The sequence below is a fragment of the Pseudoalteromonas sp. S3776 genome (assembly GCF_005886915.1).
Lineage (GTDB): Bacteria > Pseudomonadota > Gammaproteobacteria > Enterobacterales > Alteromonadaceae > Pseudoalteromonas.
Window position 1 is genome coordinate 1 of sequence record NZ_PNCU01000015.1, and the last position, 23,720, is coordinate 23,720.

The following is a 23,720-nucleotide window of genomic DNA, read 5'->3' on the forward strand; positions in this document are numbered from 1 at the left end:
CTTAAGAACTAAGCTATGAACTAGTTATAAGTTTTATCCTATATCTATTAAGGATTCATCCGGTAATGAATGGGTTTATGAAAATGGAGAGAAGATTCTTAAACCACAAAAACCGATAATAGATGAGCTACCTTCATTAAATACTTACAGTCTCCGAATCTTAAAAAAAAGTCGTAAACCTAAAACTACGGGATCGTTACCTATAGGAGGCTCTCTTCCAAAGGTAATAAATTTAAAAAGCTAACAAGTCATTAAACAGGGACAATGCTAACAGTTGGCTCGGTTTCGCTTCGCTACACATTTTAGCCAACAATTATCAGCCCCTTGACAGAAAATAAAATAGACACCCATCTTAAATTTTGCTCTTTTTAAAATTGAAGACTACGTTTTAATCAGTGTAAAAAACGAGCTGGGTGTCTTATGGCAATTGCAAGAAAGCGACAAGTAAGTTTGGTTGATACAAAATACTACCATTGTATTTCACGGTGTGTTCGTCGTGCTTTTTTGTGTGGAGAAGACCGTTTTACTGGTCAATCTTACGAGCATCGACGAGGGTGGGTTGAGGATAAGTTGCTTGAATTAGCTAAGGTATTTTGTATCGACGTGTGTGCTTATGCCGTTATGAGTAATCACACGCACTTAGTACTGTATGTAGATGATAAAAAAGCGAATAGGCTAAATGATAAAGCGATTATTATTCGCTGGCATAAACTCTGTAAAGGCACATTGTTAACACAAAAATACATACAGGGTGAAAAGCTAAGTAAAGTTGAACTTATCTTTTTTAATCAAACAGTAAAGCAATACCGAGAGCGCCTATCAAGTATCAGCTGGTTTATGCGGTTGTTAAATGAAAACATTGCTCGCAGAGCAAATAAAGAAGATAACTGCACAGGACGATTCTGGGAGGGAAGGTTCAAATCGCAAGCATTACTAGATGAAGCAGCATTTGCAGCCTGCATGGCCTATGTCGATTTAAATCTCATTAGAGCTAAAATGGCTAACAAACCAGAAGAATCAGACCATACCAGTGTACAAAATCGCTTAACATGCGCGGCAGAAGGTAAACAACCTAAGCAGTTACTACGTTTTGCAGGTATACCACGTCAGATTATGCCTAAAGGGCTGCCGTTTGAGCTTAAATCTTACCTTGAACTTGTTGAGTTAACAGGGCGAATAATACGAGAGGATAAACGGGGGCACATTGATAATATGAACCCTCCTCTGCTAGAAAGACTTAATATATCCCCCGAAAACTGGTTAAAACTCACTACGCAATTTACGCGCGTATTTCATGGTGCAGTAGGCAGACCCACTTCACAAGTAAGTTACTGTGAAAATTTAAAGCGCAAACGGCGTTCAAATATTAGCAACTGCGAAAAGCTACTCGCATAAATTAAAAATTACTCAGTAAAAATTAAAACTGCAATCTTGCAGATATTTTCATGCGTGTAATTCAGGTTTGAGAATGCCACTGACTTATTTAATGGATGAAATGAAAAGTGAGCCAGCAATAAATAATAAATTCAGAATCAGAACAGCAAATTTAGTGACACATTTTGTATGTAAATTAACTTGGGTGACACTACTAATTCTATTAATCTCAAAGCAGTTATAAATTTTGAGAATGATACGCTTGAGCTTACAAGGCCTTAAATAACTAAGCCTGCGCATTTATATTTACATAAATGCGCAGGTTTTAATTACATAGCTGATTTTAAAGTAAGCTTTAATACCCTAATAGCTCTTTTCTTACTATTTCAGCGCCTTTGCTCAATGCATTAAGCTTAGCGTTTGCAACTTCGCGCGAAAGTGGCGCCATGCCGCAGTTTGTGCAAGGGTAGAGTTTATCAGCATCTACAAACTGTAGGGCTTTGCGTAAAGTAGCGGCTACTTCTTCGGGTGTTTCTATTTCATTACTGGCAACATCAATAGCACCCACCATTACTTTTTTACCACGAATGAGTTCGAGTAAATCCATAGGTACGTGCGAGTTATGACACTCAAGTGAGATAATATCAATATTTGATTGCTGTAATTTAGGAAAAGCTTCTTCGTACTGGCGCCATTCATTGCCCAATGTTTTTTTCCAATCGGTGTTAGCTTTAATGCCGTAGCCGTAACAAATATGCACTGCGGTTTCGCATTTTAACCCTTCAATTACGCGCTCTAAACAGGCAATGCCCCAGTCGTTTACTTCATCAAAAAATACATTAAACGCGGGCTCATCAAATTGGATAATATCTACGCCTGCGGCTTCGAGTTCTTTGGCTTCTTGGTTGAGTATTTTAGCAAATTCCCACGCTAGTTTTTCGCGACTTTTGTAATGGTCGTCATACAGTGTATCTATCATGGTCATGGGGCCGGGTAGTGCCCACTTTATAGGTTGGTTAGTTTGCGAGCGCAAAAACTTAGCATCTTCTACAAATACGGGTTTTTGGCGGCTAACAGGGCCCACTACGCTTGGTACACTTGCATCGTAACGGTCGCGTATTTTTACGGTTTTTCGTTTTTCAAAATCAACACCGTTAAGGTGCTCTATAAATGTAGTTACAAAATGTTGGCGTGTTTGCTCGCCATCGCTCACTATATCAATACCAGCGAGTTGTTGTGAGTGGAGTGCAATGCGCAAGGCGTCTTTTTTGCCTTCAATCAGTTCATTGTTTTCAAGCTTCCACGGCGACCAAAGAGTTTCTGGCTCTGCAAGCCATAAGGGCTTTGGTAAACTGCCTGCTGTAGATGTAGGTAATAATGTTTTCATAATAAGAGTGACCCTTTATTAAAATAAGGTTAAACGTTTGCTGTTGTAAATTGCTCAAGCACTGATTTATACGGTTTTATAAAATGCTCTTCAGCAAACTTGCCTTGCTCGGCGGCTAATTTACTGCGCTCATCTCTGTCGTAAATAATTTGCGTGAGTGAGTGGTCGGCATTTTTTAAATTAGGCTTAAAGGCGTTACCCGCTTTGGCATTGGCGTTATAAATTTCTGGGCGATAAATTTTTTGAAATGTTTCCATTGTGCTAATGGTGCTTATTAGCTCAAGGTTGGTGTAATCGTTTAGTAAGTCACCAAAGAAAAACAAGGCAAAAGGTGCGGCACTATTTGCAGGCATAAAGTAACGCACCTGTAGGCCCATTTTTTTAAAGTATTGCTCTGTTAACGAAGACTCGTTTGGTTGATATTCAATACCTAAAATAGGGTGCTGGTTGGCAGTGCGATGATAGGTTTTGTTATCTGACACACTGAGGCATATTACCGGTGGTTTTTTAAAGTGTTGCTTATAGGTGTTTGAGCTTACAAACGATTGAAATAATTTACCATGCAGCTCACCAAAATTATCGGGAATACTAAATTGCGCTTTATTTTTATTATGTTGCTGAAGTAACACGCTAAAGTCGTAGTCACGTACGTACGACGAAAAGTTATTACCAACAATACCTTCTATGCGCTTATTTGTTTTGTTATCAACAATATTTGTTTTTAATATTTCTATAGAAGGAAAGCGTTGGCTGTTTTCATCTAAACTAATATCTACAGAAATAATCTCAAGCTCAAGGTTGTAGCGCTCACCGGTGGGGTTATCCCAATTAGCAAGGGTGTTAAAGCGGTTTTTGATCATATTGAGCGCTTTTTTTAAGTTTTGTTGGCGGTGCTCGCCTCGTGCTAAGTTTGCAAAATTAGTGGTAATACGGGTGTTTTCAGCGGGGTGGTAGTTTTCATCAAGGCGCTGACTTTTAATATTAAATGTAATGTTTTTATTCATGGTGACTCTATCCATTTTGTATATTTAAAACCTGAGCCTTTGGTGTGCTCAAAAGATGGTTTTGTAATAAACAGGCTTAATGCTTATAAGCGCTGGCCGATGGATAATTTATACGCTGATCGGTGTTTTAATAAAAACGGTTTAATTTCACATAAAACATGAGTTTGATTCATTTATATAAATCAATGCAGTTACTGAGAGAGCATATCTCTGTGTTTGAGCGTGTAAAACAATTGAACAGCATCTAAATTTTAGATGTTTAGACGTCTAGGTGGGTTTGTTGTGGTGAATTCATGTTGTGCATTAATAAAATTCAGGCATGGCCGTAACCCTTATTTTAATTAGTGCTTTGTATTACCGTTTTAAAAATTACTGTCATTTTTAAAGGCGTGTTATAGCCAGTTATTCATTATAATAGCGGTTAAATGGGGTTTATTTTTAATACAACAACTAAAAGAATACCTGCAGGCATCTATGTGTTGTTCATCTACGCTTAGTTACACTGATTTAACTAACTTGATAATAATAAAGATCATTATGCACGGACGTTTAAATAAATGAATAAACTAAAAAATCTCATTACACAATTTATAGTGGCAATGCAAAAAAGACCTGGGTTATTGGCGGTATTGGCGTTTTGTTCAGGAGTTGCAAGCTATGTAATGGTTGATAGAAAAGAGTCGTTCTCGCAGGTTATTGCTATCGTTTTACTTATTAGCTGGTTTTGGTTGATTATCGATAATTGGCTACGCGATAAAGTAGAAGAGCGTTTTGGGGTGGCGGTATCTCCCAATGTAATGCGCTTTGCCCTGCAAATGGTGCAGCAAGAAAGCCTATTTTTTGCGTTACCGTTTTTTTTAGCGGTTACGCAGTGGGATCACCCACAAGCACTTTTTACATCGCTGATTGTTTTGTGTGCATTAATATCGGTAATAGATCCATTTTACTATAAAAAATTAGCTAAAAACCGCACACTATTCACAGTATTTCATGACTTTGCATTATTCGTGGTTTTACTTGTTACCTTGCCTATTTTATTAAACCTAACCACGAGCCAAAGTTTAGCCATTGCACTTGTAACCTCTGTGCTAATTACTTTACCTAGCTTAGCAAACTTAATGCCTGATGCGCGCTGGTGGCGTTTTCCTATTTTAGTTTTAATTTTATGCGCAATAAGTGCTGGAGTTTGGCAGCTTCGCAGTTTTGTACCGCCGGCAGCCTTGCGTTTAACCGATATTACCTTGGCACACAAGATAGATGTAGAGCATAAAAAACCGTTAGGCAGCATTGATACTCTTGATTTATATACACTTCATCGTGAAGGGCTGTACACGTGGACCGCAGTAAAAGCGCCACGAGGTTTAAACGAAAAGATATTTCATGTATGGATACAAAATAAAAAAGAGATTGATAGAATTACGCTCAATATTAATGGTGGGCGAAAACAAGGCTACAGAGCATGGACGCATAAGGTTAATTTTCCGCATGACGCTCAAGGTAAATGGCAGGTAAAAGTGGTAACCGAGTCGGGGCAACTTATAGGGCTTACGAAATTTATTGTTACACCTTAAGGCTATAAATAAACTGATAAACAAATTTAAATTTGATACGCTATTTTTAAATTACTTAATGGATGAGTGTTATGAGCATTGCTTTAGATATTTTTATATGGCTAATGATAGAAACCATTTTAGGGTTTATTTTGTACTCTACCGGCTGTGCAATTTTAAATGTATTCACCTTTGGTAAGTTTAAAGCTGATATTAAAGATTATGTGAGCTTTAAGGCAAATAAAGCTAAAAATGTTTACCTAATATGTTTACTTGGTTTTAGCTTTTACGCAGCGTTAATTGGTTTTGTTGCTTATATAAACCAATAACTTAGGTTTATAAGTCTATGAAGTTTAATAAGCTATTGGTTATAGCGGGGCTTTTAAGTTTTATAGCGTCACTTTTACATATTGCCTGTATCTTTGGCGGCCCTGATTGGTATCGCTTTTTTGGTGCTGGCGAACACATGGCGCAGTTGGCTGAGCAGGGAAGTACGTATCCTACCTTTGTTACTTTAATTATATCAGCCGTACTTGCTATATGGGGCTTGTATGCGCTCTCTGGCGCAGGTGTTATTTTAAAGCTGCCTTTATTAAAAACGGCTTTGGTATTAATCACTGCAATTTATTTAGTGCGCGGTATTGCAGGTTTAACCATTCCTTTTTTAACTACCAGCCAGGCCATTCATCATAACTCTATGCAGTTTTGGATTATAAGCTCAGTTGTATGCAGTATTTATGGGCTGTTTTATTTATTAGGTACGCTTAAATATCTTCGCACAAATACATAATACCAATCCGCAATAATATTTAATCATTTTGCGGGGCTAAACGTGTCGCTATCTGCGTTAAAAAATTCTCATTTAGAACAACTAAATAGCGAATTTTTTGCCTTGCTATCAACACGTTTATCCATCCTCAAAATAGATCACTTACCTATGCGGATTGGTATAATTAATGTTATTTACTGATGTAAGGAGTCGTATGAGTCACGATCACAGCCATCATATTAGTCATTATAACCGTGCATTTGCTATCGGTGTTTTACTCAATCTTATCTTTGTATTAATAGAAGCAGGCTATGGCTTTTTTGCTAACTCATTAGCGCTTTTAGCCGATGCAGGGCATAACCTTAGCGATGTTGTCAGTTTATTGCTCGCATGGGGCGCCAATGTGTTAGCTAATAAAGCGGCAACTAACAAACGTACCTTTGGTTATAAAAAATCTACCGTATTAGCATCGTTATTGAGCTCTGTTTTACTTATAGCTGCACTTATCAGCATAGCTTGGCACGCGATTGAGCGTTTTAATAATCCTCAGCCGGTTACCGGCATGACGGTTATTGTGGTTTCGCTTATTGGTGTAGTTATTAACACATTAACTGCATTGTTGTTTGTACAAGGGCAAAAGCACGATTTAAATATTAGAGGTGCCTTTTTACATATGGCGGCCGATGCTGCGGTGTCTTTAGGTGTGGTAATTGCCGGCATTGTTATTTTATTTAAAAACTGGCAGTGGGTGGACCCTGTTGTAAGTTTGAGTATTGTAGTGATTGTGTTTATTGGCACATGGGGATTATTTAAAGACTCGCTCAATTACGCCACCGATGCTGTACCAAAAAATATTAGTATAGAAAAACTAAAGCAGTATTTTTTAAGCATTGAGCATGTTGAAGGTGTGCATGGTTTACATGTGTGGCCACTAAGTACCACAGAGTCTGCGCTTATTGTTCACCTGGTCACTGACAACAACGCATTAAATAACGACTTTTTAATTGAAGTACAGCACCATTTACATGACCACTTTGATATTGAACATGCCACCATTCAGGTTGAAAGCAGCCAGGGGAGCGAAGGTTGTATGTTTAACCATGGGCATGCCCATGATTAAACGTTGATTAGTTTTAAAAAATCAACCCTGATAGCTTGTAACAACTTAACGAAAAAATAAGTAGTAGCACGGGTAATATAACTACATTTAAAAGTGTTGAGTTGGTGTATTTGCCCATTACTGTTTTTTGGTTAACTAACCACACCAAATACGCGGTAATTATGGGCAGTAGTAATCCATTTGCAGCTTGTGCAAATATAATCACCGCAACAGGGTCAAGCCCCAATGAAGCCACAAAAGCACCAAAAGCTAAAATAGTAATGGCGACTGTTTTAAAACGGGTGTTACTCATTTCGCTTGACCAGCCAAGCATGCCACATACAGCATACGCGCCAGCTAGTGGGGCTGTTATTGCGCTGGTTAACCCTGCAGAAAATAAACCAATAGCAAAAAAGTAGTGCGCTGCTTCGCCAAGAAGAGGCTCAAGTTGTACGGCCATATTTGCTGCACTAATTTTACCGGCATCGGTGCCATAAAAGGCAACAGATGCGGTTGATAAAATGGCAAGGGTGATCACACCACCGAGCGTAATAGATAAACCTGTGTCTAAATTAGTTTGTTTAATAACAGTGTCTTTATCACTTTTAGAATGATCTTGCGCTGCTAAAACACCAGAGTGCAAAAATAAGTTATACGGCACTATGGTTGTGCCAATTAGGGCAAGTACTGTTGTAATTGAGCCACTTGGCATTGTAGGTATAAACCCAGTAAGTACCTGAGTAATGGGTGGCGCAGCCATAATTAATGTAGATATAAATACCAGGCTCATAAGGATCACCAGCAGTATTAATGCGTTTTCTACCACCTTGTGCTTACCACTGTATAAAAGAATGGCACTACATACAGCAATTACGGGTGTCCATATTTGTGCACTTACCCCTGGAAAAATACCAACGAGCCCCATACTTGCACCACTGAGGTTTCCGGCTTCATAAGCAGCGCTGCCTACACCAATTGCACTTATTACTAAAAAGCTAGCAAGTGCTTTAAGATAAGGGGTTTTAATGTGAGCACGTAACGCTTGCGCTAAATTTTGCCCTGTTGTTACGCCTAATCGAGCAGCCATAGACTGCAACAAAATAGTGGCCATAACTGAAAAGAGTAATGTCCAAATTAATGCAAATCCAAAGTTTGCACCGGCAACACTTGCCGTGGTGATTGTTCCGGGGCCAATAAATGCAGCTGTTACAAGTAATCCTGGGCCAAATCGCATACTGTTACCTTAATATTTGCTTTTAAATTTAGAACAACGTTTTATTACGTTGAACCTAGATTGCTGCCACTATATGTGCCATGCAGCGAGAGCCCACCTTGGCTAATTTTTATAACAGGGTTATCAAAAAGCCGCGTAGGATACCAACTTATAAATAGAATTAAAGAGCCAAATGTTTACTTGCTGGTAAATTACACAATACGCTTAAATTGTATTTATATTTCAGCAATGTGCATAATCTATCCTACCCATAGATTGTAATACGAGCAAATAACGGTACATTTAAAAGTGTGAGCTATTTGCTAATAAAGTAGGGTCTGTAGGCTTTTCAAGGTTAAAAATTGCAGGAACCTATTTGGTATTTAGGTAAGTGTTTGAGCAGGCTTCGAAATCTTTTCGCGGTTTTTATTTATTATTACATGAATATAAGAGATTAAAATAACTTAGCCGCAGTTATTTAGGGCACTGGGCTTCACACTGCGATTAAATAGCCCCTAGTTTGAACTAATCTTAATCCGCAAAGGTCATCAAAGTTCAATCAAAATATGTTGTTATTTAAATGCTCCTTTTCTTTTGATCTAACAAGACTTAATCCATAAAGTGTAATAAGTTTTTAAATAAAGAGGCATTTATGAAATTTTTAGTTTTTTTAGGCACCATCAGAGATAGCACGCCACCTAAGCCAGCTCGGTTAGGTGAACGCGTGGCTAAGTCATGCCTTGAATGTTTAAACGATCGTTACAGCGAGCATGAGTATGAGCTTATAGACGCGCTCGATTTTCCTTCTGAGGATGTATTTAAGCCTCATTTTGCTTATGCAAAAAGCCAAGCTCCTGAACATTTAACAGCTTTAGCAGATAAAATTAGTCAAGCTGATGGCTATATTATGGTAAGCCCAGAGTACAATCATAGTATGAGCCCAGCATTAGCTGATTTATTAAATCATTTTGGTAGCTCGCTGTTTTCGTATAAGCCAAGCGCTATTGTCACCTATTCGGCAGGGCAATGGGGAGGGCTTAGGGCAGCAATTAGTTTACGCACTTTTTTATCTGAGCTTGGGTGTTTGCCGGTTTCAGCGATGATTCATGTACCTAAGGCGCAAGAGCGACTAAATAACGATGGCTCAACGTGTGAGAGCGAAGATAAAAAATCGTGGTTTAATTATTATTCGCGTACTTTTAGCCAACTTATGTGGTGGGCACAGGCGTGCAGTCAGCAGACTAAACGTGTCGATCCTCACAGTATGCTTAAAAGCTTTAAGACAGACCCATCTGAGCGTAACGCACCTTAATGTTGTAACAAGGTGCGATTTATATGGTTACTGTATTTATATACAGTATATTGATCGGTTAAAACAACAAGCTAATTGATAAGCGGGCTGTGCGAGGTTCAATTGGATGAAAGTGGTTATCTTCAACACCTTGCGCAGGCTCGCCCGGTAGGCGCGAAGCGTAGTAGTAATCTATATCGTGATCGGTACTGTTAAATAAATTGAGTAGTTCTAGGTCGATTTTCCAGTGCGTTTGTTTATAGCTAATAGCACTATTGACTACCGTTAATGGGTTTGACCGTTTATCACCGTCATCTGTTAATGTACGTTTACCAATATGGCGTACTCTAATTGATGACTGCCATTGATCACTTATATGCCAGTTTAAACCTGTACTTGCTACTACCGGCACAGCCCCTTCTATGTAGTTATTTTTATCATTAATATCTAAGCGAGAATGCGTAAACGAGGTTTCTAAATCAAGACTAAACTTGTCGTTTATCCAATAATAAGCACTTAGCTCTAACCCATAACGTTTAGATGCATCACTTGGCTCTGTATTACCGGCATCCCCCACAAATAATAGCTCTGAGTCGAGGGTTAACCACCAAAGTGCAGCCGATATATTATATTTTTTATCATCAGCAAAGCGTAATCCAATTTCAGCGCCTTCACTTTTTACTAATAGGTCGACTTGCTGTGCCGGTTCTTCTGTAATTGGGTCAATTGTAATTGTAGAGCCTCGTGCATCGTTAGAATGAAATGATTGACCCCAATTAGCATAGGCAGCGAGCAAATCAGTGAAACGGTAATTTAAGCTTGCTTTAAAATTAATTAAATCATCGTTTGTTTTACCTGAGTTTACAGCAGTAATACTAGTAACGTTTGTGTCAAAATAGTCGTACCTTACACCCGCGGTAGCCTCAAATTTTGGTGTAAGTAAAAGTTTAGACTCCCAATAGGCTGAGTAACTAGTTTGCTTGAGTGCGTCTTGCCTTACTGTATTCAGTCGTTTTCTGGCTTTTGTGTTATACAGCCCTACGTTATTAATGTCATCGTGGCGAAGCTCAATCCCTGCAGTATGTTGCATGTTTATAGCTGGTGTTTGCGTGTCGAACTGATAGCTTACATGGGTGCCATAAATACTGCGGCTATCTTGCTGATTAAATTGATCGCCATTAATTGGATCATTTAAAAAGTAACTAAAATTAGAATACAGGTTTAAATCGTAATTGATAATATAAGCGCTGGCTTTAACATGCCCGCTTTGCCAGTTAGTTGATAAACTGTAACGGCTAGAATTGCCGCCAAGGGTTGTATCAAGCGAGCCTAATTGATTTATTAAACCTTGCGTTACAGCCCGCTTAGGAATTTGATCGGCTGAGTTCCATGTATTGTCATAAGCCATTGCACTTATTGAAAGCTCCCCATTTAACGCTTTACCGATATAGCGTAAGAGGGCATTTTTTTTATTCACGTCTTCGTTTATTTTGTCCCATGGGCCGTCGTAACCTTGCCATTCAGCTGCTGCAATGAGCCTGCCTGTTTTTAGGTTTGTAGAGCCAAGTACTACAGCACGCTTATAATTATCTTCTCCTATGCTAAGCTCGATTTGTTGATGCTTTAAATTGTCAGCCAATTTAAACTGTGCACTCCCAGCACTTGAAAAGTCACCTTGTGACGCACTGTATGACCCTTTTTGATAATTTATAGTTGAAATAGCTTCTGGGATAATAAAATTAAGATCGGTATAACCTTGGCCGTGACCATGGCTTCGCATATTGATAGGCATGCCCTCAATGCTGGTGGCAAAGTCGGTGCTATGATCTAAATTAAAGCCTCTAATAAAATATTGATTCGCTTTTCCAGAGCCACTGTGCTGAGTGACTGCCATACCCGGTATAAGCTCTAACATTTCAGCGCTTCTGAGCATCGGGCGTTGCTGTATTTCACCTTGGCCAATAATGCCGCTCGAGGCACTTATAGAGTTACCAATTAATCCATCTCTATGCCCATACACTGTAATGGTTTCAATATTTGCGTAGCTAGCTGTGCAATAAAACGCGCTTATTGAAAGTATGACTACATTTTTCATGACTAAAATCCCTATGTATTGCTATCTATAATAAGCTGATAGTTTAAATACGGCTTAGCAGGTTAATTGGATGCGGTATTTGTTAAAAAGGTGTGTTAGTTGTTGTAAGTGTTGTGTGTAATCTCGCCTATAAGCACAGGTAAAAAGAGCTATCGGGCTATTGTAATCTACCTATATAACACTAATAATCATCTGGCTAACTCACTAATTAACGCAAACAACAAAGAGCCTGTATTGAAAGCCAAAGAAATTCGTAATTTTTATATAAACGAAGAGCAGTCTATTTATTTGCTCTCTCACCGGGATGCAAAAAAACATCGTCAATGGCTTAATATTTGTATTAAGCAATTGACCGCACTTGGCTATAAAAATGTTGAGATGATTGGCTCAGGCGCGTTTGGGTTTGTATTTGCTGGCACTGACGAAAATAATTTACCTTGGGTGTTTAAGTTCTCGCGTATTACGCTTGCCCAAAGTGTGCGCGACCGCCTAGAAGACGAAGCGTATATGCTCTCGCAAATTAATAACCCGCTCGTGCCAACCTTTTATGCGTTTGAGCGTATAAAAAAGCAAGGTATTTTAATGATGGCCCGCGCCATTGGTGAAGACCTTGAAAAAGTATCACTAAAAAAAGGGCGTTTTAGTGCCTCCCATATTATGCAATTAGCGGTGCGGCTGCGTAATGTATTAATTGATCTTCGTAATCATAAAAATGGTTTAACCCCTCAACCTATAGTGCATGGCGATATTAAACCTTCTAACTTGGTGTGGGATGAGCAAAGCGATGCGCTGTCTTTAGTTGATTGGGGAAGCTCTGTTTACGCACAGGTTGATAGTAATGGCGAGCCTATAGCCAGTAATTTTATGGATTTAATGTCGGGCGATTTAAGCACTACTAATGCCAGAATGGGCGATGTGTATTTTATAGGTGATGCGCAAATGTCGGGTGAGCAGTCATCCCCGCGCTTTGACGAGCAAGGTGTTGCCTCAACGTTATATGCACTTGCCTCTGCTCAATCATGTCGTTTTGGCGCGCAAGCCATTCCTGTAAGCTCGCTTGGTTTACCCAAAGAGCTTGCCAATGTTATTGATGGCATGCTGTCTAAAAATAAAACCATACGTGATGGTGCAGGCGATTACTTTATGCGTAACATTACCAAAATGGCTAAGGCCTATCTGCCTGAGCTTAAAAAAGAGCAGCCGCGTCCTGCTATTCCGTATTGGTTTGGCAAAGGCGATAAGCCCGACACCGTAGTATATAGCTCACGCAAACAGTTTTTACGCCAGGCCGATCATAATCAGCAACTGCTTGATGTTAACGATGCGCAACTAGACCGCTACTATAAAGAGTTTTTGTTTGATACTGGGGATACCGAAAAAGCCTTTTTGGCTTCTATTAGCCGCTTAGCTAAATACCCAGTTGTGGGTGGATTGAGTTTTCATTGGAAAGATGAGTCGTTGTTTGTTGAGTCATCGCTTATTGTGCATGATGAAAGTTTAAAAGCAGCCTTTACCGATGCCATTAACAATACCGTGATGCTGGCTCTAGCAATTAATCAAAAAGGGCTATTTAAATGTTGTTTATTTGATGCGCGTAAAACGATTCAATTAGAGCGAGATGGAACAGGGGCGTTTAAGTTTGATAATCTTCCTGAGCTTGATTATGAAGTTGTCAGTATGAAAGCCAATGAAATTGCACGGCCACATTCTTATTTTGAAGACGGTAAAGACCCTGATGAGCAGCTGCAATTGCCTAAAAAGGTAATTAAATGCGTGTTTGAGTTAAACCAAATTCATCATACGGGGTGTATTATTTTTGAAGCCTTGCCTGATAGAATGAAAATACATCATTATTATCGCTTACTCGATGAAAGCAAAGAAGCAGAGTTTAAACGGTTACTTAATAAATTAATGCAGTATGCTGTGAATATTACTGATGTGGGGGTAGCAGGATTTATGAAGCTTCCTTATAAAAACACTCGCGAATTTTCGCTTTGCGAAAAACAACCAGATAATTTCTATCCTAAAAACCCCAAATTATTAGCACAGTAAAAAGGGCAGCTTAATAGTAAGTCTGCCCTTGGCTACTTAATTGTTAGTTTAAAACACTGTGCTAAAAGGTGTACGGGGTGTAACAGCGAATTGATGACTCAATTTTTGCTGTTTATTATTGGCGGTAATGTGGTATTTGTTTAAATCAGAATTTTTACTAAATAACCTAACATTTAATTTAAGCTGCTTAGTTATAACTGGCACTGTATAGCGGCCTGTAATCGTTATGTGCTCAATATTATTAGCATCATCATGCGACACTTCAGGGTTTAATAATAAGCCTTCTAGGGAAAACTTATAAAGATGATCGTTTAAATAAATGCCTTGCTTTATGATTTTGCGGATTTGCTTTTTATGGGCGTTAAATTCATCCAAAGAGACTTTTTTGTTCAAATCGTCATCAAGGTTATTAAATGCCGAAATAGGCAACGAGAGAACTATAAAGGCATGATTATCAATCACGTTTAATGTTCCGTGTTGAGCCACCATTAAATGTGCATAAGCAACTGGAGCTATAACCATGTTAGCTACTAATATAAGCGCAACCAGTGCTTTTTTTTGTATATTCATCATACTCACTTTGCCTATAATCTAATTTACAGTTCGCCTTTCACACAGCGCTGAAAAAACGGGTAAGTATCGGTTGCGTAGTAATGGTATATGCCTTGTGGGAATTCAGGGGTAACACCAAAGCGCCCGTTACACTCATCTAAATCGCCAGAGCCAGCTACATACTCCCAATCTTGTGCAAAAGTACCCAGAGGATAAATTTCGATAGAAGGGCGGTTATCGCTTACTGTACTAATATGCTGGTAGCTACCTGTCATCACTTTAAGCGGCGAACTGGCATCATCAGCGGTGCTGTAGCCATAACGCGCATAAATAGGAAACCCGTCAGCCGCCCATGCAATTAGAGTCATTGTTGAGCTGTTGCCGCCTCTAAGGGTAACAAATCCCTCTGGCATGCCATGGTAATGATAGGTGCCATCGGGCTGGACATGTGCGTTGTTATCATCTGTACCAAAACTAAAAGTATCTTGGCTTAGAGCTTCAATACTCCAGTTGCCACTATTATCGCCAAGCGAACAGTTATCGCCAGAATCATCGCAGCTGCCGCCTGTACCAGCATCAATTTTAACGCCATTTAGTACTATGCCTAATACGCCACGAGGGCCGCCCATTAAGGTTGTGGTATCGCTTTGTATAGGCGTTAGCGTAAAGCTTTCACTCACAGTTTGTTCAGAAATGGTGTTTGGATTATCGGGGTTAGGGAACGTGCCTACATCATGATCTGGAATGCCATTAGCGACTACATCGCGTGTTGTCCCTGTGCATGCCCAATCAGCAGAGCTGGTGGTTTGCACTGATGTAGAGTCGTTGTATTCATTGTAACTGTAATCACATAGCACTTGTTCGGTAGAGCTGCTACCTGTTGCTGTTGTACTGTTACTGCTTGAAGGTGTACTTTCATCGGTAGCGGTTGTTATGCTTTGCTCATCACTACCGCATGCAACAATAGAGCAAATTGCTGCGCTTAATAACGAAATTTTTAATAGTTTAATTTTATTAGGTAGTGAGTGATTCATTGTACACAGCCAATTAAGTACTAATTGACGCTATTTTTAATCTTAAATGTGCAAGCAATGTGCAAAAATACAACAACATTGAGTATGTATGTTAATGGATGATTTTACTTAAGATGTAAGTATTATAAAATCAGTGTTTTAACAGCCCAAAATAAAGAATGGTGTAATGGCAAAATCAAAACCTGAGGTGTCAATTCAAAGCTTCGGCATTTATTCTACATGGGATAGTAAAAGTAAGACGCTGCCACAAATTGAGCAATTTACAACCAATGTTATTGCTAAGCTTGATGTTGAATTTGGTTTAATAATTAATATCAAAAAAGCCAAAGGGGAAAAACTCCACTTTTGTATTTATCACCCTGATATACCAAACAGTAATGGTGAAATAATGCCGCCCTTTGCAGGCGTTGAATACATTAAAGAGAATAACTGGCAGTTTTATTTAGGGGATACGCTGTGGGAGCCTATTGAAAATAAATTAGGTGATTGGCGGATGACACTTACCCTGAACAATAAAATTATTGCTGATAAAACATTTAAAGTTGCGCTTGAAGAGCAAGGCTCAGTTAATGACTTTTGGCGCAAACGTGGTTACTAAGCTCTTATATTGCAGCGCTAAAAAAAGCCAATATACATTGGCTTTAAAAATATAACTTAACCTGGACTCTGGTTAAGAGATATACCAACATAATTTATCATGATGATCTTTAAGCTTAATTCTCTAGCCAGCGGTTTTCGGTGAAAACAAGGCGAATTTATGCGTCAATAGCTAGCCTATTGCAAGTAAATTCAACGCTGTTAGCGCTGAAAATAGCTGCTAGAGATAGATTTATTATCCAGAGTTGAGGTTAACTTAGTTACCCCACGGGTTACTGGCGTTTGAACGTTGCTTTCGTGCTCTGGCGCGTTGTTTAGTGGCCTTTTTTTCCATAATTCGCTTTGCATCACTAAAGCTTAGTTCGCACGGCTCCCCCGGTTTATGATCCGCAGGAATAACTCTATCTCGTGGCGGTAATTGGTATTGTACATCGTCGGGTTTAGGCAAGTTTTTAAGACGGTATAGGTAAAAGTTATCTACCTTTTCTTGTGCCCATTGTGTTTTACGTAAAAATTTAACCGCCGATTTTATATCTGGGTTGTTTTTAAAACAGTTTAATTGCAAATAAGCGTGCAGTAGCTCCCACCCATATTGCTCAACCAGTTCTTCAACCACTTGCTCTAATTTTACGCCTTGCAGTGGGTTATTACTGTAAAGATCTTGGTTGCTCATAGGTGTTGCCTCATTAATAAAAATACAAATGTCATTATAAATTTAATAACGAGGCTTTAATAGATAAAATTGCTTAACTTTGGCAATTAACAACGACACGGCCGCGAATTTTACCGTCCATAAGTTGCTCGGCATTTTCAATGACTTGCTCAAGTGTAATTTCGGTTGAAATTTTATCAAGGTAATCGGCTTTAACTAAGCTTGCTAGTCTGTCCCATGCTTCGATTCTGTCTTTTTTAGGGCGCATAACGCTGTCTATACCAATTAAAGATACACCACGTAAAATAAAGGGCGCTACAGAGGCGGGTAAATCCATGCCTTGGGCTAAACCACACGCAGTAACCACACCACCGTATTTAAGCGATGCACAAATATTAGCAAGTGTGTGGCTGCCTACCGAATCTATAGCGCCAGCAAAACGTTCTTTTTGAAGTGGCTTACCTGGGTTTGAAAGCTCATCGCGGCTAATAATTTGTGATGCACCCAGCTCCTTTAAGTAATCGCTTTGCTTCATTCTCCCTGTTGCAGCGGTTACGTTATAACCCAGCTGATTTAATAAATAAATGGCAAAGCTGCCAACACCACCGTTTGCGCCGGTCACTAATATTTCACTATCACTTGGTGTAATACCTTGTTTTTCAAGGGCAATAACACTGAGCATTGCTGTGTAACCCGCAGTGCCAATTTGCATTGCTTGTTTTGGCGAAAGCGCTGCAGGGAGGGGGATTAACCAGTCACTATTAAGCGATGCCTTTTGTGCAAGGCCGCCCCAGTGTTTTTCGCCTACACCAAAGCCATTTAAAATTACATTATCGCCAACATTAAATTCATCCGTACTTGTTCCACTTACTGTACCCACCAAATCAATGCCGGGCACCATAGGAAAGCTACGCACGACAGGGCCTTTACCTGTAATGGCTAGCCCATCTTTGTAATTGAGCGTGCTATAAAGTACATCAAGTTGCACGTTTTGATCTGGTAGGTCACTTTGCTGCACACCACTAAGCGCGGCAGCGTAGTTTTCGTCTTTCGTAATTACAATAGCTTTAATTGGGTTACTCATAACATATCCTTTTAGACCGATCGGTTTTTAATGGCTAAATAAAATGCGCATTAGGTGAGTAATGCGCGTAAAAACATTTCTGTATACAGTGTTAGGGGTTTGCTTGATTGGGTTAATTTAGCGCGCATAACAGCGCCTTCCCAGCCAATCCAAAAATATTCACTCATAAGCTTTGTATTAACAGATTTAGCAAGTGTGCCTTGTTGTTGTGCTTCATTTAAACACTGCTCAACTTGCTGCTGCCATGCAACATAGCTTTGTAATAAGCGTGTTTTAAACTCATCACTTAAATGGTTGAGCTCTTGATTTAAGTTTCCGACTAGACAACCGCGTTTGTACTGATATTTTTGCATGCCCATTATGGCACTTTGCGTAAAGTGTATTAAACGTTCAAGCGGCGGGGTGCTGCTATCGGTTAAGTATTTTTTAAGCTTAGTGATAAAGTATTCATCGTAGGCATTTACTAAAGCAATACCAAACGCCTCTTTACTTTTAAAGTAATGATAAAACGAGCCTTTAGGCACACCGGCTTTTTTTAAAATGGTATCAAGGCCAGTTGCGCTAAAACCAAATTCAGTTAAGGTTTCTAGGCCAATCCGAATAAGATGCGCTTTCGTATCAGCGTTTTCGCGAGGTATTTTAGGGGGCCTTCCGCGCCGTGCAGGTGCCTGAGCTGTATTCATTATTAGTAACCCCTTATACCAATCAGCAATAATACTTAATCATTTTCAGGGGCTAAACGTGTCGCTATCTGCGTTAAAAAATTCTCATTTAGAATAACTAAATAGCGAATTTTTTGCCTTGCTATAAACACATTTACCCATCCTCAAAATTGATCACTTAATTATGCGAATTGGTTTTATAGTCTTTTTTGTGTTAACCCATATTAGACCGATCGACTTTAATTAATCAAGCACTAATACCAGTTGTTCAAAAATAAATCATTTGAACTGTTTTTTATTCAAAATTAAGAGTGCAATAAAATTGTCATGATTACATTATTGTAGGGAACTAAGCCAAAAATGGTGTGTCCGACATTAAGCACATAAGTGCATTTAAGCGGTTAGATAGCCGTATTGTAAATTAAATAAGCAGTAAGAAATTAAGTGGTATGACCACTGTGTTTTTATAAATGTTAAATTATTTTTGCATCAGCAGGTTAGTTAATGTCAAACAAATTAATTAATTTTGCTATTTGAATTTAACATTTTTATTAACTATTCATTAAATGTAGATTTCACTAATGCTACAAAATTTATAATTAAAAAAGGTGAGGATATTACCGATGAAGAGACAAAAAAGAGATCGTTTAGAAAGAGCTCATTCTCAAGGTTTTAAAGCAGGTTTGGCTGGGCGCTCAAAAGAACTATGCCCTTATCAGCAAATCGATCCTAAGTCTGAATGGTTAGGCGGTTGGCGCGAAGCAATTGAAAACCGAAACATGTACAAAACCTAATTCATCACAAAAGAATTAACGTAAAAAGGCCTCCATATGGAGGCTTTTTTGCATAAATATATAATATTAAAATGCGCTCGTATCTTGAAATAAGCCCACTTTTAGATCTTTTGCTTCGTAAATAACGCGGCCGTCTACTTCAACTGTGCCATCAGCCATGCCCATAAATAATTTACGCTTTATTACACGTTTCATATCAAGGCGGTACGTTACTTTTTTAGCTGTAGGTAAAATTTGGCCGGTAAATTTAACTTCACCTACACCAAGCGCACGGCCTAAACCGGGGCCACCAGACCAGCCCAAGAAAAAGCCAACCAGTTGCCACATAGCATCTAGGCCTAAGCAGCCTGGCATAACTGGATCGCCTTTAAAATGGCAGTCAAAAAACCAAAGGCTTGGGTCAATATCAAGCTCAGCTACAATTTGGCCCTTACCGTGCTCGCCGCCATCAGCAGTGATTGAAGTAATACGGTCCATCATTAACATGTTGTCGCTTGGTAAACGGCAGTTACCTTCACCAAACATCTCACCTTGACCACATAGGATCAAATCTTCTTTTGTATAGCTATTTTTAGGTTCCATAACACTTATCTTCGCTTAGAAATTGCCAAGTACTTTAGCGTACACTTGTACGCCAAACAACTCGGAGCAGTTGAAAAAAGACACTTTTTTGCGTGATTTACCGCCAATCAGTAGTGGAGACTGCTTTTTAGACCATAAAACCGCGCAATTATAATCAGAAATCATTATAATTACCCCTGACTTATAACCAGTTTAAAGGAAGTTTATGATCCTTTTTGTTAACTCACTAACAGTGATTGATTTTTCTTACTTATGTAACAAACGCGGCGCCGTTGGCGAGAGCTGGATTGTTGACTTAACGTTGCATGGCAAGCTAAACGAAGAGTCTATGGTGTTAGACTTTGGCTTAGTTAAAAAGCAAATTAAAGGCATAATTGACGACTGTTTAGACCACAAACTAGCCATTGCTAAAGGTTTAAATGGCACGGTACAAGAATTTGATACATACAAAACGCTCGATTGTACATTTGGTGATAACCACCATTTAGCCATGAGTGCTCCGCATCAAGCTTATTGCATGATAGATGCACCAGAAATTAGTGTTGAATCAGTTACTGAATTTTTAATCGACACTATTTTACCTAAACTACCAAGTAATATTGAAAAAATTGAATTGTCGCTAAAACCAGAGCACAGCCAAAGCTTTTATTATCACTACAGTCATGGCCTTAAAAAGCATGATGGTAACTGTCAGCGCATTATTCATGGCCATCGCTCGCAAATAGGTATTAGTTTAAATGGTATGTCTATGCCTCGCTTACAAAAGCAATGGGCTGAAAAATGGCAAGATATTTATTTAGCCACACGTGAAGACCAAATCGCTGCAAGCGAACTTAAACACATTAGTGCTAAAGGCGATGATGTGTGTTTTGCTTACACCGCAGCACAAGGCTATTTTGAAATGGCTATTAGTGAATCTCGTTGTGACATTTTACCCGTAGATACAACGGTAGAATGTATTGCTCAACACTTAGCAGAGCAAGTAAAGGCAGAATACCCAGATAAAGACGTAAAAATTACCGCTTATGAAGGCGTAGGAAAGGGATCGATTAGTTATGCTTAAAACTCTTTTAGCAACAGCGCTTGTAACCACAACTAGCTTTAGTGCATTAGCGCTTGAGCTAAAAGGGCACCTCACTCAAGGCGGCTTAGTGACAGGCAAGCTTGAAAATGTAAAAACCGTGTCGTTAGATGGTAAAACATTAAAGTTAACTCAAAGTGGGGATTTTGTATTTGGTTTTGGTCGCGATGCTAAATCAAAGCACACCCTTGAGTGGGTAGATAGTAACGGTAACACACACACGCAAGATTTAATGATCACTAAACGTGATTATAAAATTGATAAAATTACCGGTGTGGCAAAAAAATATGTGTCGCCCCCTAAAGAAGTAAGCGCACGTATTAGCCGTGAAGCGCAAGCAATACGTAAAGCGCGCGCAGTTAATTCTGATTTACAATACTTTTTAGATCCTGTACTTAAGCCTGCTCAGGGTCGTATATCCGGTGTTTATGGCAGTCAGCGCTATTTTAATGGCGAACCTCGACGCCCACATTTTGGTTTAGACATTGCTAATAAAACCGGTTCACCTGTATATGCGCCTATTAGCGGCACCGTGGTGTTTGCTGATCCCGACTTATATTACTCAGGTGGCACACTTATTATAGACCACGGACATGGCGTTACTTCAACCTATATACATTTAAGTAAGTTGGACGTAAAAGTAGGCGATACTATCACTCAAGGCGATAAAGTTGCTGAAATAGGTGCAACAGGGCGTGTAACAGGCCCACACCTAGATTGGCGTTTTAACTGGGAAGGCGAGCGCCTAGACCCAGCATTATTGATGCAAGATAAACTTGCTAATAAAAAGTAGAGACTATGACAGAAACAAACCGTGATGCAATTATTGCAAAGCGTATTAAAGACTCAACCACCTCGGTAACCAAAACTGTGTTTCCTGGGCGTACTAACCATCACAATACATTATTTGGTGGTGATGCTTTAGCATGGATGGACGAAGTAGCTTTTATTGCTGCTACTCGTTTTTGCCGTAAGCCCTTAGTGACTATTTCATCAGATAGGGTTGATTTTAAAGAAGCAATTCCAGTAGGTTCTTTTGCTGAACTTATTGCTAAAGTTGTTCACGTGGGTAATACCTCTTTAAAGGTAGATGTGGATATATGCATTGAAACCATGCATAAAGATGATAAACACTCTGCTATTTCAGGTAGTTTTACATTTGTAGCCGTTGATGATGACCACAGACCCACACCGGTTGTGTGCAATAAAATGATTTATGGCTTTGATAAGTAGAGCATCGGATAATATACCAATCTCTAAAAGCTATTTTCAGCGTTAATTGTGTTGAATTTACCTACAAAAAACAAGCCATAGATGCGTAAATTCGCAATTAAATAAGCACCAATTAAGGTGCTTATTTAATTGCGGTAAAAGAACACATCATACTAAATTTAATATATGACCAATCTTAACAACTATAAAAATATATAAATCTTATGTTCACAATAGGGTAGATATAAAAAAGGCATGAAATACATGCCTTAAAAATAATGAACTATCCAACAAACCATAAGTGCAAAAGTATTAAAGCACCATAGCCGCAATCCAACCAAATATAAGTAGAGGAATATTAAAATGCATAAAGGTTGGGATTACAGAGTCTCTTATATGGTCATGTTGGCCATCGGCATTTAAACCCGAGGTTGGCCCAAGTGTAGAGTCAGAGGCTGGAGAGCCCGCATCACCTAATGCACCGGCTGTGCCTACTAAAGCTGCGGTTGCCATAACCGAGAAACCTAAATCTAAGCACAAAGGCACAAATAAGGTAGCAATAATGGGCACTGTAGAAAACGAACTACCAATCCCCATTGTTATCAATAATCCCACTAACAAAATAGCTGCTGCAGCAAGGGGCTTATTGCCATCAAATAACGCAGCGCCACTGTGTACTAAACTTGCTACATCACCAGTTGCTTTCATTACTGAAGCAAATCCTTGGGCCGAAATCATAATAAAACCAATCATCGCCATCATGGCGACTCCTTTACTAAATACGTCGCCGTTTTCTTCCCACTTAACAACGCCAAATACACTAAATATCATTACACCTACAAGGCCGCCCAATATCATTGAGCCACTTAGGTTTTGTGCAACTAGTGATGAAATCACAGCAAATAAACCGACTATCATCACTTTTTTTGGTTTCTCAATGTCGGTAGCTTTACTTTGTGTTGTTAACGGTTGCGCATTGTAGTCACGGCGCTTAACGTAACTTATAAACACCGCAATAATTAAACCAATTAACATACCACAGGCAGGAATAATCATTGCCATAGGCACTTGTGTGTTTACAATTTCTAGGCCGTTATCAACTAAGTTTTTATGCAAAATAGAATATAAGTAAATGCCACCAAATCCATAAGGCAATACCATGTAAGAGGTAGCTAAACCAAACGTTAATATACAGGCAATGGCGCGGCGGTCCAGGCGTAGTTGATTAAATACAACGAGCAAAGGGGGAATTAAAATAGGGATAAAAGCAATGTGTACAGGCACTAGATTTTGAGAAGAAACAGCAAAGGCTAATATAATTAATAAAATAAAATAGCTTAAAAAGGTTTCGCTGCCTGCACCTTGTGCATTCACTTTGTTTAATAGCTTTTCGGCAAGGATACGGGTTAATCCCGATTTTGAAATAGCCACTGCAAAGGCACCTAACATTGCGTAACTTAAAGCAATTTCAGCGCCAGCAGATAGGCCAGAATTAAATGCATCAACACTTTCTTTTATGCCTAAACCCGCTGTTAAACCGGCTACAAGTGCACTAATTATCATAGCTACAATGACATTTACACGGGCTAAGGAGAGCCCAAGCATTAAAATAACGCCTATAACAACCGCATTCATA

Annotated in this window: 23 protein-coding genes; 12 read left to right on the forward strand and 11 right to left on the reverse strand. The window is 39.1% G+C overall.

Annotation, left to right across the window (positions count from 1 at the left end; genetic code table 11):
• Positions 1 to 420: 420 nt before the first annotated feature.
• A complete protein-coding gene (locus CWC16_RS07170) occupies positions 421 to 1,395 on the forward strand; it encodes a transposase (RefSeq protein ID WP_138541035.1) in 975 nt (324 codons plus the stop codon).
• A 334-nt stretch (positions 1,396 to 1,729) separates the two neighbouring features.
• Here CWC16_RS07170 and CWC16_RS07175 read toward each other — a convergent pair whose 3' ends face one another.
• Positions 1,730 to 2,761, reverse strand: coding sequence for a methionine synthase (locus CWC16_RS07175; RefSeq protein ID WP_138541036.1), 1,032 nt, complete (start codon positions 2,759 to 2,761; stop codon positions 1,730 to 1,732).
• Positions 2,762 to 2,790: 29 nt separating this feature from the next.
• The gene (locus tag CWC16_RS07180; RefSeq protein ID WP_138541037.1) at positions 2,791 to 3,765 is read right to left on the reverse strand and encodes a DUF1852 domain-containing protein; all 975 of its coding nucleotides are present in this window, start codon (positions 3,763 to 3,765) and stop codon (positions 2,791 to 2,793) included.
• Positions 3,766 to 4,322: 557 nt separating this feature from the next.
• Between CWC16_RS07180 and CWC16_RS07185 the strand changes: the two genes are divergently transcribed.
• The 4 genes from CWC16_RS07185 to CWC16_RS07200 all read left to right on the forward strand — a co-directional run bounded on the left by CWC16_RS07185 (position 4,323) and on the right by CWC16_RS07200 (position 7,204).
• A complete protein-coding gene (locus CWC16_RS07185) occupies positions 4,323 to 5,336 on the forward strand; it encodes a DUF5924 family protein (protein WP_138541038.1) in 1,014 nt (337 codons plus the stop codon).
• A 71-nt stretch (positions 5,337 to 5,407) separates the two neighbouring features.
• On the forward strand, positions 5,408 to 5,644 hold the full coding sequence (locus CWC16_RS07190) for a hypothetical protein (protein WP_138541039.1): 237 nt from the start codon (positions 5,408 to 5,410) through the stop codon (positions 5,642 to 5,644).
• 17 nt (positions 5,645 to 5,661) lie between these two features.
• Positions 5,662 to 6,105 (forward strand): hypothetical protein, encoded by a 444-nt coding sequence (locus tag CWC16_RS07195; protein ID WP_138541040.1) that lies wholly within the window; start codon positions 5,662 to 5,664, stop codon positions 6,103 to 6,105.
• 193 nt (positions 6,106 to 6,298) lie between these two features.
• Entirely contained in the window at positions 6,299 to 7,204 is a 906-nt protein-coding gene (locus CWC16_RS07200; protein WP_138541041.1) for a cation diffusion facilitator family transporter, read from the forward strand.
• A gap of 13 nt (positions 7,205 to 7,217) precedes the next feature.
• Here the strand turns inward: CWC16_RS07200 and CWC16_RS07205 are convergent, their stop codons facing one another.
• A complete protein-coding gene (locus tag CWC16_RS07205) occupies positions 7,218 to 8,417 on the reverse strand; it encodes an Nramp family divalent metal transporter (protein WP_138541042.1) in 1,200 nt (399 codons plus the stop codon).
• A gap of 631 nt (positions 8,418 to 9,048) precedes the next feature.
• Here CWC16_RS07205 and CWC16_RS07210 point away from each other — a divergent pair.
• Positions 9,049 to 9,708, forward strand: coding sequence for an NADPH-dependent FMN reductase (locus tag CWC16_RS07210; protein WP_138541043.1), 660 nt, complete (start codon positions 9,049 to 9,051; stop codon positions 9,706 to 9,708).
• Positions 9,709 to 9,766: 58 nt separating this feature from the next.
• On the opposite strand, the gene CWC16_RS07215 is transcribed toward CWC16_RS07210, so the two are convergent.
• Positions 9,767 to 11,782, reverse strand: coding sequence for a TonB-dependent receptor (locus CWC16_RS07215; protein ID WP_138541044.1), 2,016 nt, complete (start codon positions 11,780 to 11,782; stop codon positions 9,767 to 9,769).
• A gap of 234 nt (positions 11,783 to 12,016) precedes the next feature.
• On the opposite strand from CWC16_RS07215, the gene CWC16_RS07220 reads away from it, so the two are divergent.
• Complete coding sequence (locus CWC16_RS07220; RefSeq protein WP_138541045.1) at positions 12,017 to 13,834, forward strand: protein kinase domain-containing protein; 1,818 nt, start codon at positions 12,017 to 12,019, stop codon at positions 13,832 to 13,834.
• Between the two features lie 48 nt (positions 13,835 to 13,882).
• Here the strand turns inward: CWC16_RS07220 and CWC16_RS07225 are convergent, their stop codons facing one another.
• Both CWC16_RS07225 and CWC16_RS07230 read right to left on the reverse strand, forming a co-directional pair.
• Entirely contained in the window at positions 13,883 to 14,407 is a 525-nt protein-coding gene (locus tag CWC16_RS07225; protein ID WP_138541046.1) for a hypothetical protein, read from the reverse strand.
• 23 nt (positions 14,408 to 14,430) lie between these two features.
• Positions 14,431 to 15,420 (reverse strand): YHYH protein, encoded by a 990-nt coding sequence (locus tag CWC16_RS07230; protein WP_055019551.1) that lies wholly within the window; start codon positions 15,418 to 15,420, stop codon positions 14,431 to 14,433.
• A 166-nt stretch (positions 15,421 to 15,586) separates the two neighbouring features.
• On the opposite strand from CWC16_RS07230, the gene CWC16_RS07235 reads away from it, so the two are divergent.
• Positions 15,587 to 16,018 carry a DUF3859 domain-containing protein gene (locus CWC16_RS07235; RefSeq protein WP_138541047.1) on the forward strand — a complete coding sequence of 144 codons (432 nt, stop codon included), beginning with the start codon at positions 15,587 to 15,589 and terminating at the stop codon, positions 16,016 to 16,018.
• Positions 16,019 to 16,273: 255 nt separating this feature from the next.
• Here CWC16_RS07235 and CWC16_RS07240 read toward each other — a convergent pair whose 3' ends face one another.
• The 3 genes from CWC16_RS07240 to acuR all read right to left on the reverse strand — a co-directional run bounded on the left by CWC16_RS07240 (position 16,274) and on the right by acuR (position 18,436).
• On the reverse strand, positions 16,274 to 16,690 hold the full coding sequence (locus CWC16_RS07240; RefSeq protein WP_055014778.1) for a VF530 family protein: 417 nt from the start codon (positions 16,688 to 16,690) through the stop codon (positions 16,274 to 16,276).
• Between the two features lie 73 nt (positions 16,691 to 16,763).
• Positions 16,764 to 17,753: an acrylyl-CoA reductase (NADPH) gene (gene acuI, locus CWC16_RS07245; RefSeq protein ID WP_138541048.1), complete on the reverse strand. Its 990-nt coding sequence runs from the start codon at positions 17,751 to 17,753 to the stop codon at positions 16,764 to 16,766.
• 50 nt (positions 17,754 to 17,803) lie between these two features.
• On the reverse strand, positions 17,804 to 18,436 hold the full coding sequence (gene acuR, locus CWC16_RS07250) for an acrylate utilization transcriptional regulator AcuR (protein WP_138541049.1): 633 nt from the start codon (positions 18,434 to 18,436) through the stop codon (positions 17,804 to 17,806).
• A gap of 602 nt (positions 18,437 to 19,038) precedes the next feature.
• Here acuR and rmf point away from each other — a divergent pair.
• A complete protein-coding gene (gene rmf, locus CWC16_RS07255; RefSeq protein ID WP_004586522.1) occupies positions 19,039 to 19,209 on the forward strand; it encodes a ribosome modulation factor in 171 nt (56 codons plus the stop codon).
• Positions 19,210 to 19,275: 66 nt separating this feature from the next.
• On the opposite strand, the gene fabA is transcribed toward rmf, so the two are convergent.
• A complete protein-coding gene (gene fabA, locus CWC16_RS07260; RefSeq protein WP_004586523.1) occupies positions 19,276 to 19,791 on the reverse strand; it encodes a bifunctional 3-hydroxydecanoyl-ACP dehydratase/trans-2-decenoyl-ACP isomerase in 516 nt (171 codons plus the stop codon).
• Positions 19,792 to 19,996: 205 nt separating this feature from the next.
• On the opposite strand from fabA, the gene CWC16_RS07265 reads away from it, so the two are divergent.
• From CWC16_RS07265 to CWC16_RS07275, 3 genes are read left to right on the forward strand one after another with little or no spacing between them, the layout of a single operon-like run.
• Positions 19,997 to 20,854, forward strand: coding sequence for a 6-carboxytetrahydropterin synthase (locus CWC16_RS07265; protein ID WP_138541050.1), 858 nt, complete (start codon positions 19,997 to 19,999; stop codon positions 20,852 to 20,854).
• Positions 20,847 to 21,665, forward strand: coding sequence for a M23 family metallopeptidase (locus tag CWC16_RS07270; protein ID WP_138541051.1), 819 nt, complete (start codon positions 20,847 to 20,849; stop codon positions 21,663 to 21,665). Before CWC16_RS07265 ends, CWC16_RS07270 begins: the two co-directional genes overlap by 8 nt.
• 5 nt (positions 21,666 to 21,670) lie before the next feature.
• Positions 21,671 to 22,105, forward strand: coding sequence for an acyl-CoA thioesterase (locus CWC16_RS07275; RefSeq protein WP_138541052.1), 435 nt, complete (start codon positions 21,671 to 21,673; stop codon positions 22,103 to 22,105).
• A 291-nt stretch (positions 22,106 to 22,396) separates the two neighbouring features.
• On the opposite strand, the gene CWC16_RS07280 is transcribed toward CWC16_RS07275, so the two are convergent.
• Positions 22,397 to 23,719 (reverse strand): Na+/H+ antiporter family protein, encoded by a 1,323-nt coding sequence (locus CWC16_RS07280; RefSeq protein ID WP_138541053.1) that lies wholly within the window; start codon positions 23,717 to 23,719, stop codon positions 22,397 to 22,399.
• Position 23,720 lies beyond the last annotated feature (1 nt).